Here is a 14382-nt window from a genome sequence, read left to right on the forward strand (position 1 = left end):
AATATCAAATTTTAAATATCCAAGCCAATAACTGTTAATTCAGGTGGATTCTCAACAGTAAATTGATAAGATATTTCTCTTCTTTCTTGTGCAGGTAGAGTTAACTCCCATACCAAAATCCCCATTTCTCCCAGTTGAATTTGAGGACTCGTGCGGGTGAGACGTACCTTAATTTGCTCGTTACGACTAACTGGTAATTGTTCAGTGAGTGTGAGATGAGTATCTTGATTAAGCAAGTTAGTAATTATCAACCGATAAGCATACGTAATCCGGCGTTGACTGCTCATCAATTTTTTGTCAACTTGACGCTCAACTAAATCACGCTCAATTTTTAAACCTTCATCAATTCCTAAATTAATTTTGAATTCTTGCCCTGGTGGGATATTCTCTAAATTTGTTGTCCCGACAAACATATTGTCACGGAAAATATTTGCTTTTCCTGGTAACAAAGTTGCACCGTTGGCGCTATTTTTCACCTTAGCTTGGAGATAAGCAAAGCTGACTAACCGTGGCATTGCTATATAATCGCAGCTACTAGGATAATCATCATTAAAAATTGTAGTTTTATGGGGTGCGCCATCACTAGGAATGTTACCCCCACCATTGAGTTTAAATGTAACTACACTTCCTTCTTTGGATACTTCAGCAACAACAGTTTCAGCTTCTATGAGACTATCTTCTGAAAATTCATCTTCTTGTTCATCCATTGCACCAGCAGGCGCTGATTGAGCCGCCATCATGGGCATTTGTCTGACTCTACGCTGCATAAATTCTGGTGACGGGCTGGGAGTATTTATATACCAAGGTTGGAGTTTTGGTGGGAGTGTACTTAATCCAGGTTTAGCTGTAGAAAGGGTGAGAGCTACACCTAGCCAATCTTCGCCTGTGCTTTGGGTTACTTCTGCTAAGTAAGTGAGATTGACAATATTGCTGGTATTGCTAAAGCGTAAGTCATAAAGCGGAGTCCAACTGGCGCGATTCACCACATAAGAAAGCTCTAGCTCAAAGTCGCCTGCACCAGCAACTTCCACTGCGACAATTAAGTTCAAACTTTCTTTGGGGTGGGGTGTTTGGATTTTTTGCAGTGAGGCGCGAAGAACTTGTAACTCCTTTTCTAGTTCTTCTTGTTGGGTTTTGCATTCCCCAGAAGCGATCGCATATTCACTATACTGGCTTCCCAAAAAATTGAGAAAATCTAGGGTTTCACTGAGGCTGAGATTTTTCCGCGACAAACTCTGAGAAAAGGGTTCTTCTGTCTTTTCCCGCAAGCCAGCGATAAAACTAGACTGCAAAGCTAAAGCATCGATTTGCGCTTGCAGGTGACGTTGTTCGGCTTCTAACTGCTGAATTTGTCTGGTTAGTTGGGCTACACGTTCTGCAACGGGTTCGGTAGTATAGATGCGATCGCTGCTGACACCCAACAAGCGCACCCCCACTGTACCCTTACCGCCAATCCTCAACGAATCAGTTTCTAGCGTTACCGGTAATGAGGTAATGACTAATTCCTGTTCCCCTCCCGTTAAGGAAACCATACCCCGTCTTGTGACTAGGGCTTGATCGCTGTACACTGTCACAGTCACAATCTGGCTTTCTACAGTCTGGCGTAAACATGGCGTTTCTGGATTGTCAGTTGTCATTTGTCAGTTGTCAGTTGTTATTTGTCATTTGTCAATTCGGCAATAGACAACAGTCTCCTCTCCTCCCGGTCGCCGAGGGTCGCTCGGCGCTGCTCCCCTGCTCCCGGTCGCCGAGCAAAGCCGTTTGCGTAGCGTCTCGCAGAGAGGCGCTAGCCCCTAGCTCATAACCCCTTCTTCATCCTTGACTTGCTCAAAAGTACCCCAGGCAAAAGAAGTATTTTGCTCAATAAAATTCCTTGCCGCATTAATCAGGTAATCATAATAGGTACGAGCGACAATCGATAGCTGCTTACCAGAAGGGTGAACCATGTACCAAGTGCGTTTAATGGGAAAATGCTGTACATCCAGAATGCTGAACTCAGAAGTGTCGGGAATTAAGGTATGACGAGATAAAACCGAAATTCCTAAACCCCCGGCGATCGCTTGTTTAATTGCTTCATTGCTTCCTAATTCCAGCTTCACGTTCACTGTGACTTCATGTTCATCAAATAAGCTTTGCACAGCACGACGGGTTCCTGAACCTGGTTCTCGCATAATAAAAGGTTCTTGGGCAAGACGTTGGATGGGAATGTTTTTCTCTTTTGATAGTGGATGATTAATGGGAGCAACAACAACCAAGGGATTATCTAAAAATGGCTGGCAATTCACATCAATATTTTCTGGGACTTGGCTCATAATATACAAGTCGTCCATATTATTCACCATTCTCTCTAAAATCCGCTCGTGGTTTGTTACTTGCAGCGAGATATCTATTCCGGGATAAAGTTGGCAAAATGGCCCCAATAAACGCGGAACAAAATATTTTGCTGTTGTAATGACTGCCAATTTTAATTGACCCTGTTTTAGCCCTTTTAAATCTGCTACTTTCATTTCAAATTGGGCTATCGTCTCAAAAATCTGCCGACAAGTAGCAAACAATTCCCGTCCTGCTTCGGTCAAATATAGGCGCTTACCCACCTGCTCAAATAAAGGCAAACCAACTGATTTTGTTAATTGCTTGATCTGCATGGAAACGGTGGGTTGGGTGAGGAACAATTCCTCAGCAGCACGAGTAAAGCTACCGTGTCTTGCTGCCGCCTCGAACACCTTCAACTGGTGTAGCGTCGCTTGGTTCAAGGGTGATTCTCCTCTAATAGCGATACTTTTGATATAAATCTAGTATCACTGAACACTTGCATTAGCGATAGCATTGCTCATACAAAAGTTATGATTCATATCTATAGATATTACTCTATGAATCCTATTACGAGTTAGATCTTTTCCTTATAGACTGAAACAGTTATTATCAGAACAACAAAGCAAAGCGTAAGATGCCTTCCAGCTCAAGATGAATGCTGAATATTGAATCCTGAATGCGGATTGCCTACAGTCCATCATTCCTAATTCATCATTCACCATTCATCATTCTTCTAAAAACTCTTCTAAAACTTTGACGGGTAACTGGGCTAAATCTGGCAACTGAAGCGGTTCGACGATTTCGGCAACTTGCTCTCTGATATTCACCGGTAAATTGATTGGTTGACGGTGTTCTATCCAGCAGCTTGCTAATGGTAGCGTCTGCTCCAATTCATCTAAAGGCCGAGGAATCACCATTACTGCGTTCAACTCTCCAATGCGTTCTGCCTCATACATCCCTGCTTCCACTGCTACTGCAACATTTGCTACTGAGCCACGAATAATGGCTGTACACAATCCTGCACCAATTTTTTCATACGCTGCTAAATGCACATCAGCTGATTTCAGCATGGCATCACAGGCTCCTACCATCGCCGGAAATCCCCGCGTTTCCACCAAACCAACGGCTTGGTTACTCAAACGGCTGTAATTTCCGTCTTCCATGATTTTACTGAGTTTAGTAGTGATTGGCAGCACTATTTCCAAATTAGGATAAGGACGGGGAATGACTAAGCTAGAAACCAATTGGCCAAACTGTTCGGCAGTTTGCACGCCAGCTTCTACAGCCAAACGCACATCGGCGATTCCACCCCGAACAATGGCTGTACAATGACCACCACCAATTTTTTCATAACCAACTAAATGCACACCTGCTGATTTCAGCATCATGTCCGCAGTCCCGACGATCGCCGGAAAACTCAGGGTAGATACTAAACCCAAAGCAGTGTCCTTGAAGCTATCTCGCTGACGAGAGGCCTCAACAGTGCTAATAATTCTTTGATTAGATGTTTCCATATGAAGTCTCCGGATACTCACAGCAAGGATAAAGGATAAAGAATGAAAACACTAAGACTAAAGCTAAGTGTTATATTTTTCGGGCCGAGTCTGGAACATATGAAAATTAAACTCCTAAATTAACTGGAATTTCATCCTTCATACTTCATACTTTAGCCTTCATCCTTCATCCTTCAGATGAGTGATCGTCAGAGATTGGTTCATTTAGAGATTGTCGATGGGGAAACAATGTGACTAATAGTCTTTGAATGCTACCTGTACCATAAATTTGATTACCAAAACTGTTGGGTGATTCGGTAGCAGGTTTATTAGATTCTTGAGATTCTACTGCTGCTTCTAAATTAGAAGCGCCCAACGCGGGATTTTCTTCTACAGCAGGAGATTCATCTGGCTCTTGAGTAGGAGGCACAGATTCGGAACTAGACTGGTGTTGTAATTCTAGGAAAATTCCAGCAGAGACGCTAGTGGAGGAAGTAGTTTTTTCCCCATTGCTACTTTGACTCTTGTTTCTTTGTCTCCCAATCAAAGTCTTTTGTTCTCTTGCCGCCTGCGGATTATTAGAAGCATTATTGGTTACTGGTTCCGGTTTTGTAGCACCAATCTGCCGACTGGAGTCTCCCAAAATTGAACCAGGTGGAATTACTTGTCCTGGCGCAACCGAACAGTGAAACACTGTTGTCGCTGAACCAATACAAGCATTTGTTCCGATTTTACCTTGACCAACCATGAGAAAACCGGCTCCCAAGTTTGCTCCTGCTTCTATTTCTAGGGTTCCTTCATGAATTTGCAGAATCGACCCCATACCAATACAGACCCCAGGGCCAATGATGATTTTGCTGTTTAAAGCCGCTTGGAGTATCACCCCTGGTGCGAGTACTGCACTCGGATGAATAGTCACCTCGCCACTAATATAAGATTCAAAGTTATTGCTGAGGCGCAGTGGCGGCACAGACATGGAAATTGTCACCTCGGAAGCCGGAAAAATTAGAAACTTCTAAAGGATGAAGGATGTAGGGCGAAGCCCTTCCCGAAGGGTAGGGTGAAGGATGAAAAATCAAATTTATGGCGGATATGTGGTTTTGTAAATTTCTCAACAATTACAAAGATTTCAAGACTTAACTTACATTCCCTACCATTTCATACTTCATACTTCATACTTCATCCTTCACTGTTATGGGCGTTGGATAATTGTCTCTAGTACCCGACGTTTGGCTTTGGGATCAATGCCAATTAGGCGCACATATTCTCCTACGTATTCCGCAAGCTGTGCTTCTATGGCCGCGATCGCTTCTCTTTCTGAATTGGCTTGAATTGGGCCAGTACTTGTCCAAGAACCTGTGCGGAAACGTCTTTGGTCTACATGTTCAACGCTAATTTTATACCCGGCTCCTAGTAATTGCCGTAGTTGTTCTACAACTTCGCCACTTAAGCGGGTGCTAGTTGCGGTGGCTGTGGCTGTTGCCGTGGGCGCACTACTAGTAAAGGATTTTTGGCCGCTAGATGGCTGGGCTGGGCCATTGGGACGTTGGATAATGCTTTCTAATACCCGACGTTTGGCTTTGGGGTCAATGCCAATTAAACGTACATACTCACCTTGATGGTTGTTGATACAATCTTGTAGAGCCGCAATCACTTCATTCGTAGAATTGGAATTAATCGGCTGACAGCTTTGCCAGGAACCTGTGCGGAAGCGGCGCTCATCTACATGTTCTGTGCCAATTTTGTAACCACCAGCCAACAGCTGGCGGATCTGTTCTACGGTTTCCGCATTTAGTCCACCACCAGCACCGTTACCATTACTACTAGCTTTGTAGCTGCCATTAGACTGAGCCGCCGGAGCTTTAAAGGTAGGTGGTGCGGAAACTGTGCCATCGGGACGTTGAATGATGTTTTCCAATACCCGCCGTTTACCGTTGTCAATGCCAAATAAGCGCACATACTCGCCTGCATGATCTGCCAGACAACTTTCTAAAGCGGCGATCGCTTCACCCAGAGATCTCGCATCAATCGGCTGACAACTTGTCCAAGAACCGGTGCGGAACCTTCTTTGATCTACGTGTTCCGTGCCAATCCTATACCCTTGCTGTAACAAATAGCGTATTTGCTCTATTGTTTCTGCACTCAAACGACTGCTCGCCACTTCACTACTCCTTTCTAGCTCTAAAACAGTAATGCCATTTCCTGTAGAAGATTTTTTTAATCCATCCCGAATGGGTGTAATACATTTACTATCCGCAACACACAGATAGCCAGCTCTTAGTGCCTGATTAATTCCTACTACATGATGGGTGAATTCCTGATCTTGCGCTTGCACATCTGGTAAGCGGTCAGCTTGCTGCTGATTAGTAATGATCGCTCCTGAAGGTACATACTTACCAGGGGGAATTTCTACATCTTGAATTAAAGCGTGCATCATCACAATGCAACCCGCACCCACCCTGGCATTAAATACTGTAGAGCGAAAGCCAATAAATGAATTATCCCCAACATAAGCAGGCCCATGAATCAAGGCCATATGGGTAATGGAAGCATTTTTCCCAATCCATACCGAGTATTCTTCTTGGTCATCACCAATTACTCGGCCTTGCTCCAACCCATGAATTACTACACCATCTTGAATATTAGTATTTTCACCAATGAAAAAAGGTGTACCTTCATCCGCTCTAATCGAAGTCCCCGGAGCAACGATTACATTTGCACCTATGCGAACGTCTCCAATCACCTTGGAAAACGTATGTACAAATGTGCTTTCATGGATTGTTGGCTCAGCTAAGTTCCTCGACCACGGGGTTGGGGGTGCCACCGTGCTGCTGGCTGGCATTGCGAGATTCCTCCTAAATTAAGCTTTTTGTCAATAGTCAATAGTCCATAGTCAAAACCATTGACCCTTGACTATCTATCTATGATTGGTCTTTTTTGCTGTAAATGAGACGATCTTCGACATAAATAGTATCAATGATCGCCACCACTGCGGCATCTAACGGACGATTTTCGTTGCCAGGAACTTGACGAGCGGCACTACCACGACTGAAAAGTACCCACTCATCTACGCCTGCACCAACAATATCTGCTGCTACTTCGTACTTTTGCAGGAGGTTTCCTTCTTCATCTACTAATTGCAACAACAGTAGTTTTACACCTCTGAGACTTGGCTCTTTTTGTGTGCTAACTACTGTGCCCCGTACTTTGGCAATTTGCATTACAACTTATGGTCTTCTGCCGAAAGGACGAATGGCGTTCACATTTTCCCGGAATTGCTCTACATCTTCTGTATAACGAATTGGCAGGACGTATTCCAAGTTTTCGTGAGGACGAGCAATGATATGGGTAGACAAAACTTGTCCGCCGTTAACTCGCTTCACTGATTCCACCCCAGCTGCAACTGAGGCTTGTACTTCGGATACGTCTCCTCTGACGATGACTGTAACCCGACCACTCCCAATTTTTTCATAGCCTACCAAGGTGACGCGAGCCGCTTTCACCATTGCGTCTGCTGCTTCTACTACTGCTGGAAAGCCTAGCGTTTCTACCATTCCTACTGCAATCGACATTCGTTCTCATCCTTAATGACAGTTTTTAGCTCTGGACAACAAAAGCACTTTAAGGCAACCCCGTTAAGCAACTTTTTTAATGGGTTTTTACGTGCGGAACTGTTCTACAGCTTCTGTATACCGAATCGGTAAGACGTATTCGAGGTTTTCGTGGGGACGGGCAATAATGTGGGTTGATACTACTTCACCACCATTGACTCTTCTGGCTGCTTCTACCCCAGCTGCAACTGAGGCTTGTACTTCGGAAACGTCTCCCCGCACAATTACTGTGACTCGTGCGCTACCAATTTTTTCATATCCTACTAATGTTACACGAGCAGCTTTCACCATCGCATCAGCAGCTTCTACTACTGCGGGGAAGCCTTTAGTCTCAATCATTCCAACTGCAATTGGCATCGCAGAACTCCTACAAAATTAATGCAATCAGTACTGGGGTTTGAAATTTTTGCCGGGGGGAGCTTTATCTTAAGCTAAGAAAACACTTCCAAATTAAGCATAGGAAAGCTTGGCGTTCCTGGCAATATAAATCACTATAATAGTTTATAATAAAATTGTTTAAGAAAACTTAACAAAAATTAATACTGTCTTTTGGTTAATGAAATTTCACGGATTGCTAGAGCGGTCAATTACGCTTTATAATTTTTTAATTACATTTCTCAAACTTAGATTAATAAAGTTTGTAATTTGTGATCAAGAGGGGTGACAGGAGTCTAGATGGTTTATCTGAACTGTCTTTCCTGCATTTACCTTTGTTTATACAAGCACAGCCTTAAACTTAGATAAGTTTTTATAATAAAAGCTATAAACTGGCAATGTATAAGTAGGAATTCTCATCCTACAACTAAACTGTAGTTCTGGAATTAAATATTTTTATTCTGTTATATTCAATTTTGCTACCTGTCTAATGTCAAGCTAATTAGAGAAAATATTTTTAAGAAAAGTTGTTTTAAAACAAGGCATTCCATACTGAGTCGTCAAAGGAAATTTAAATGGATCATTTTGTCTACATTACAAGTTGGTTTGTGCCTTTTTATGGTTTAATAGGTGCTATTTTAACTTTGCCCTGGGCAATAGGAATTATCCGCCGCACAGGGCCAAGACCAGCAGCATACTTCAATTTGTTGACGACTATTGCGGCATTCGTCCATAGCTTGTTGATATTTCAAAATATCTGGGATAAAGAACCAGAAACTTTGCTAATTAACTGGTTCAAAGTCGCAGATTTAGATTTATCCTTCGCCTTAGACATTTCACCTGTGAGTATTGGGGCGACGGTTTTAATTACCGGGTTAAGTGTTCTAGCCCAAATTTACGCCCTGGGCTACATGGAAAAGGACTGGTCTTTGGCGCGTTTTTTTGCACTATTCGGATTGTTTGAAGCGGCGCTGAGTGCTTTAGCCATTAGCGATTCATTGTTTCTCAGCTATGCTCTGTTGGAAGTTCTGACGCTTTCCACATATTTGCTGGTGGGATTCTGGTATGCACAACCGTTAGTAGTGACAGCAGCGCGGGACGCATTTTGGACGAAACGGGTAGGAGATTTGTTACTGCTGATGGGCGTAGTGACGCTTTCTTACCTAGCAGGTAGTTTGAACTTTTCCGATTTATATGAATGGGCGCAAACAGCTAACTTAGATCCAGTGAATTCGACTTTACTAGGATTGGCGTTAATTGCTGGGCCTGCTGGTAAATGTGCCCAATTTCCACTGCATCTGTGGTTAGACGAAGCGATGGAAGGGCCGAACCCTGCTTCTGTGTTGCGGAACTCATTAGTGGTAGCAGGTGGTGCTTATGTGTTATTTAAAATGCAGCCTTTGCTGGTATTGTCCCCAGTGGCGTTGAATGCCTTGGTAATCATGGGTACGGTGACGGCAATTGGGGCGACGTTAGTGTCCTTAGCCCAAATTGATATTAAGCGGGCACTATCTCATTCCACCAGTGCATACATGGGCTTGGTATTTTTGGCAATGGGGTTGCAGCAAGGCGGTGTAGCTTTGATGTTGCTGTTAACTCATGCGATCGCAAAAGCTCTATTATTCATGAGTTCTGGTTCGGTCATTTCTACCACCCACACCCAAAACTTGACAGAAATGGGTGGTTTGTGGTCGCGAATGCCAGCCACAACCACTGCTTTTGTTGTCGGTTCTGCCGGCATGGTAACCTTGCTACCACTAGGCAGCTTTTGGGCAATGCTGTCTTGGGCTGATGGCTTTGTGAACATTAGCCCTTGGGTGATTGGTGTATTAGTCATAGTCAATGGGTTGACAGCATTAAATTTAACACGGGTATTCAGATATATATTTTGGGATAAACCGCAACAAAAAACCCGCCGGGCCCCAGAAGTCGGTTGGCAAATGGCATTTCCAATGGTGACATTGATAATATTGACCCTGTTATTACCCGTAATGCTACAGCAATGGTACTTACTGCCTGATTGGCAAAGTATTAATTGGTACGTAGTTGCAATATTACTTTCCTCAACCCTAGTAGGAGTAGCGATAGGTGCGACGATGTATCTAGACAAAGCATGGTCGAGGTCAAGAATCCTGGCGTGGAGATTCTTGCAGGATGTGTTGGGTTACGACTTTTACATCGACCAAGTGTATAAAGTCACCATAGTCAGTGCAGTAGCGATATTATCTAAAATTTCCGCATGGAGCGATCGCTATTTGATCGATGGCTTGGTAAACTTGGTTGGGTTTGCTGCCATACTCAGCGGACAAGGTTTAAAGTACAGCATTTCTGGACAATCCCAGGGTTATATGTTGACCATCCTCTTCGTCGTCAGCGTCCTGGGCTTTTTTATTAGTTGGTCATTAGGACTACTAGATAAGTTGCCTTTTTAGTCATTAGGCATTGGGCATTGGGCATGGGGCATGGGGCATTGGAAACAATTTTGGATTGTGGATTTTAGATTGGAATCCAAAATCGCAAATCTAAAATCTAAAATTTCTTGTCCTCCTTGTCCTCCTTGTCCCCCTTGTCTCCCTTGTCTCCCTTGTCTCCCTTGTCCCTTTTCTCCTTCCCCATATCCTTAACTAGTTCTGTGTATGCTGAGTGCGTTGATTTTAGTACCATTATTGGGTGCGGCTATAATCGGTTTTTGGCCTCCGGGGATGAATGGTAAAATCTCCCGTGGGGTAGCGTTGGTATTTGCTGGTATCGCCTTTATTTGGTCGGTGATTTTAGCAATTCAATTTAATCCAGCGCTAGTTAGTCAACAGTTTGCTGAATTCCTACCTTGGGTGGATGCTTTAGGGTTAAACTATACGCTGGGAGTAGATGGTTTATCCTTGCCTTTGCTGGTTTTGAACGGCTTATTAACTTGCATTGCCATCTACAGCAGTGATGAATCTCTGCACCGTCCGAGATTTTATTACTCATTAATACTGCTATTAAGTGCTGGGGTAACTGGCGCTTTTCTGGCTCAGGATTTGCTGCTATTTTTCCTGTTTTACGAAGTTGAACTCATACCCCTGTATTTGTTGATTGCAATTTGGGGTGGTGAAAAACGGGGTTATGCAGCTACGAAATTCCTGATTTATACTGCTCTTTCAGGAATTTTGATTTTAGCTAGTTTCCTTGGTCTTGTTTGGCTGAGTGGTGGTACTAACTTTGCTCTGGCTACCTTGAATGCCAAGACGTTACCATTAGCAACGCAACTTTTGTTATTAGGCGGAATTTTAGTTGGTTTTGGGATTAAGATTCCTCTAGTTCCCTTTCATACATGGTTGCCAGATGCCCACGTTGAAGCTTCCACACCAATTTCGGTGTTACTAGCTGGGGTATTGTTGAAATTGGGGACTTATGGCTTACTGCGATTTGGCATGAACTTATTGCCAGAAGCTTGGGGTTATTTGGCTCCCTGGTTAGCGAGTTGGGCTGTAGTCAGTGTACTGTATGGTGCATCTTGCGCGATCGCCCAAAAGGACATGAAAAAAATGGTGGCATATAGTTCCATTGGACACATGGGCTATATCCTCTTAGCGGCGGCTTCGGCTACACAGTTAAGCATTTTAGGCACTGTCATGCAAATGGTCAGCCACGGCTTAATTTCCGCACTTCTGTTTTTACTCGTAGGGGTTGTGTATAAAAAAGCTGGCAGTCGCAACTTAGATGTTGTCCGGGGACTGCTAAATCCAGAACGGGGTATGCCTTTAATTGGGAGCTTAATGGTTTTAGGCGTGATGGCCAGTGCGGGGATACCAGGAATGGTCGGCTTTATTTCCGAATTTGTGATTTTTCGGGGTAGTTTCCCAGTTTACCCAGTGCAAACCTTGTTATGTATGATTGGTACAGGTTTGACAGCCGTTTACTTCCTAATTCTGGTAAATCAAGCCTTTTTTGGGCGCTTATCTGCCCAAGTTATTAACCTACCACGGGTGTATTGGAGCGATCGCCTACCATCGATAGTTTTAGCTGTGGTAATTGTGATTTTTGGTATCCAACCCGCTTGGTTAGCGCGCTGGACTGAACCGACAATTACAGCAATGGTGAATACACAACACACCATAACAACTGTTGCCTTGGATCGGGCAAGCAAAAATTAAAATATAGAGATTGGGTTTGTAGTATTGCATCATCCTGACTACAAACCCAATCTCTAAGCTGATGAATAATTAACCGCTATTAAGAACTACTTAATTTCCAACTTCTAATAACAAATCACTAATAACAAATGACAAATAACTAATTTGGAGAACTCATCATGGTAACTATTCAAAACAAGCCCTATAACAACCCCTTAGCTGAGTTTGTCAAACGACTGCAAACAGGCGAAGCCCTACTGGCTGATAGCCCACAAAATGTTTTAGAAGTAGTTGGCATTCTCAAAAGCTATGGCGTAGTTTTAGATGCTTACTCAAACAATTTGATATACATTGCAGAACACCAATATTTAGTATTTTTCCCCTTTTTTAAATATTTTAATGGTGAATTTTCTTGGCAGAAATTATTTCGTCACTGGTGGCATGACAGAATTAATTTTGAATATGCCGAATATTGTATGAAGTCCATGATGTGGCACGGTGGCGGTGGACTAGATAAATATTTGGATAGCAAAGAATTTCAACAAACAGCCAAAGCTGTAATTGCCGCTAAATTTAAAAATAATCCCTTAGTTTTAGGAATAAATCAACTGTTTCCTGAATTCCTAATTGAAATGTTGCGGGTTTCTGCATACTACAGTGGTTTGGGGCAATTTTGGCGGGTAATGGCTGATATCTTCTTAACTTTATCAGACCGCTATGACCAAGGCGAAATTAAAACAATTCCCCAAGTTGTAGAACATATTAAAGCTGGGTTAGTAGCAGATGCTTTAAAGCCAATTACTTACGAAGTAAAAATTGATAACAAAGTTTATGAACTTCTGCCCAAGAAAGTTGGTTTAACCTTCTTAGCAGATACAGCAATTCCTTATGTAGAAGCAGTTTTCTTCCGGGGAACTCCTTTTTCTGGGACAGTTACATACAATGCCCAAGCATATCAAATTCCTCCCGATCAAGCTCGCTTTCAATATGGTGCATTATATGCCGATCCTTTACCCATTGGTAGCGCCGGGATTCCTCCGACTTTATTAATGCAGGATATGCGGCATTATCTACCAGAATATTTACATGAAATATATCGTCGTAGTCGCCGGGGTGAAGATGATTTACTAGTGCAAATTTGTATAACTTTCCAGAAGTCGATGTTTTGTGTAACTACAGCCGCGATTTTGGGATTGATGCCTTATCCTTTAGATAGTGAAGACCCATCGGAACAACAAGCCAATCAAGTTTATTTAGAAAAGTGGATGGAACGTTTCCAAACTTCCCGCTTGTTGGATGTGAATCAATAGAAACCGCAGCTAAAGGGCGGGGAGACCCCGCCCCTACTGATTAAATTTGGTATAATAATTGAAATTTGCTTGGTTGATCGCAGGAAAAATTTCAGATGCTTTTTAATCGCTACAAAAATCTTCATCTGATTCAGCAGCTCGATCCTGAGAGAGATCATTACCAGATATATACTTTAATGTACGGTTACGAATTTCCTTGGGAAATGACAAGAGCGCTGGAAGTTGCTTTAATGCGCACTTATTGTATTCCCAGTATTTCTAAATTATTGGATAAAACAGGAAAATTTTATCACAGTCCGCAAAAACGCTACGACGATACAGGCATAATTGTAGGGGAAATTGGCAAGTGGGGTTACGATAGCGATCGCGGCAAACAAGCGATGCAACGGATGAATGCAATCCACGGACGCTTTAAGATTGATAATGCCGATTTTTTGTATGTACTCTCTACCTTTATTTACGAGCCAATCCGCTGGAATGCAAGTTTTGGTTGGCGGTTGATGTGCGAACAAGAAAAATTAGCAGCTTTTTACTTCTGGCGGGAAGTAGGTAAGCGGATGGATATCCAAAATATTCCGGAAACTTATGAAGAATTTGAACGCTATAACCGCGATTACGAAAAAGCAAACTTTCGCTATTCAGATACAAATAGAAGAGTCGGAGAAGCAACTGGCAATTTATTTTTGAGTTGGTTTCCTGGGTGGATGAGTTTCGCTTTAAAACCTTTGGTCTATGCGTTACTTGATGATATCATGCTCGATGCCTTTGGGTTTGAACATCCTTCCCCATTTTTGCGATCGCTACTCGCAAATATCCTGAAAATTAGGGCGCGATTATTACGTTTATTGCCACCGCGAAATCAGCCATACTACTTTATTGATCGTCCGATTCGTAGTTATCCACATGGTTATGAGATAGCTAATGTAGGGCCAGCAGAAAACAGTAAAAGTTAAGCAGGCACACTTCGGCTTTTCTAAGAGACGCACTCGCGTTCGCTCAGTGACAGGTGAAAGGGCAGAAGGCAATACTGCTCGGTTAAGCATTTTTAACTCGGAATTGGGTTTGGGGAAAAGGTTAAAGGGTAAAGGTTAAAGGTTTTTTCTTTACCCTTTCCCCTTCCCCTTTTCCCCTTAACCGAGAAGTATTGGGGCAGAAGGAACCTAAG

Annotated in this window: 12 protein-coding genes; 4 read left to right on the top strand and 8 right to left on the bottom strand. The window is 42.9% G+C overall.

Translation table 11 applies throughout. The features are described from left to right. Nucleotides 1–11 precede the first annotated feature (11 nt). From AACU32_RS30000 to AACU32_RS30035, 8 genes are all read right to left on the bottom strand, one after another. Nucleotides 12–1637, bottom strand: coding sequence for a mucoidy inhibitor MuiA family protein (locus AACU32_RS30000; protein ID WP_096605145.1), 1626 nt, complete (start codon nucleotides 1635–1637; stop codon nucleotides 12–14). 156 nt (nucleotides 1638–1793) lie between these two features. Next, entirely contained in the window at nucleotides 1794–2753 is a 960-nt protein-coding gene (locus tag AACU32_RS30005) for a LysR family transcriptional regulator (protein ID WP_096605147.1), read from the bottom strand. Nucleotides 2754–3038: 285 nt separating this feature from the next. Then, nucleotides 3039–3827, bottom strand: coding sequence for a BMC domain-containing protein (locus AACU32_RS30010; RefSeq protein ID WP_096605149.1), 789 nt, complete (start codon nucleotides 3825–3827; stop codon nucleotides 3039–3041). Nucleotides 3828–3993: 166 nt separating this feature from the next. Continuing rightward, complete coding sequence (locus tag AACU32_RS30015; RefSeq protein ID WP_096605151.1) at nucleotides 3994–4782, bottom strand: transferase; 789 nt, start codon at nucleotides 4780–4782, stop codon at nucleotides 3994–3996. A 216-nt stretch (nucleotides 4783–4998) separates the two neighbouring features. Then, nucleotides 4999–6648 (bottom strand): ribulose bisphosphate carboxylase small subunit, encoded by a 1650-nt coding sequence (locus AACU32_RS30020; protein WP_096605153.1) that lies wholly within the window; start codon nucleotides 6646–6648, stop codon nucleotides 4999–5001. Between the two features lie 79 nt (nucleotides 6649–6727). Beyond that, on the bottom strand, nucleotides 6728–7027 hold the full coding sequence (locus AACU32_RS30025) for a EutN/CcmL family microcompartment protein (protein WP_096605155.1): 300 nt from the start codon (nucleotides 7025–7027) through the stop codon (nucleotides 6728–6730). A gap of 6 nt (nucleotides 7028–7033) precedes the next feature. After that, nucleotides 7034–7378 carry a carbon dioxide-concentrating mechanism protein CcmK gene (locus AACU32_RS30030; RefSeq protein WP_010995041.1) on the bottom strand — a complete coding sequence of 115 codons (345 nt, stop codon included), beginning with the start codon at nucleotides 7376–7378 and terminating at the stop codon, nucleotides 7034–7036. Nucleotides 7379–7465: 87 nt separating this feature from the next. Then, the gene (locus tag AACU32_RS30035) at nucleotides 7466–7774 is read right to left on the bottom strand and encodes a carbon dioxide-concentrating mechanism protein CcmK (protein ID WP_009457333.1); all 309 of its coding nucleotides are present in this window, start codon (nucleotides 7772–7774) and stop codon (nucleotides 7466–7468) included. A 593-nt stretch (nucleotides 7775–8367) separates the two neighbouring features. Between AACU32_RS30035 and AACU32_RS30040 the strand changes: the two genes are divergently transcribed. The 4 genes from AACU32_RS30040 (at nucleotide 8368) to AACU32_RS30055 (ending at nucleotide 14170) form a co-directional block, all read left to right on the top strand. Next, nucleotides 8368–10224, top strand: a complete 1857-nt coding sequence (locus AACU32_RS30040; RefSeq protein ID WP_096605157.1) for an NAD(P)H-quinone oxidoreductase subunit F — start codon at nucleotides 8368–8370, stop codon at nucleotides 10222–10224. Nucleotides 10225–10428: 204 nt separating this feature from the next. Next, nucleotides 10429–11928, top strand: a complete 1500-nt coding sequence (locus AACU32_RS30045) for an NADH-quinone oxidoreductase subunit M (protein ID WP_096605159.1) — start codon at nucleotides 10429–10431, stop codon at nucleotides 11926–11928. 158 nt (nucleotides 11929–12086) lie between these two features. Further along, nucleotides 12087–13217, top strand: a complete 1131-nt coding sequence (locus tag AACU32_RS30050; protein WP_096605161.1) for a CO2 hydration protein — start codon at nucleotides 12087–12089, stop codon at nucleotides 13215–13217. A 95-nt stretch (nucleotides 13218–13312) separates the two neighbouring features. Next, nucleotides 13313–14170: an oxygenase MpaB family protein gene (locus AACU32_RS30055; protein WP_096605163.1), complete on the top strand. Its 858-nt coding sequence runs from the start codon at nucleotides 13313–13315 to the stop codon at nucleotides 14168–14170. The last annotated feature ends 212 nt before the right edge of the window (nucleotides 14171–14382 follow it).

It is taken from the genome of Calothrix sp. NIES-2100, assembly GCF_963875285.1.
Lineage (GTDB): Bacteria > Cyanobacteriota > Cyanobacteriia > Cyanobacteriales > Nostocaceae > Aulosira.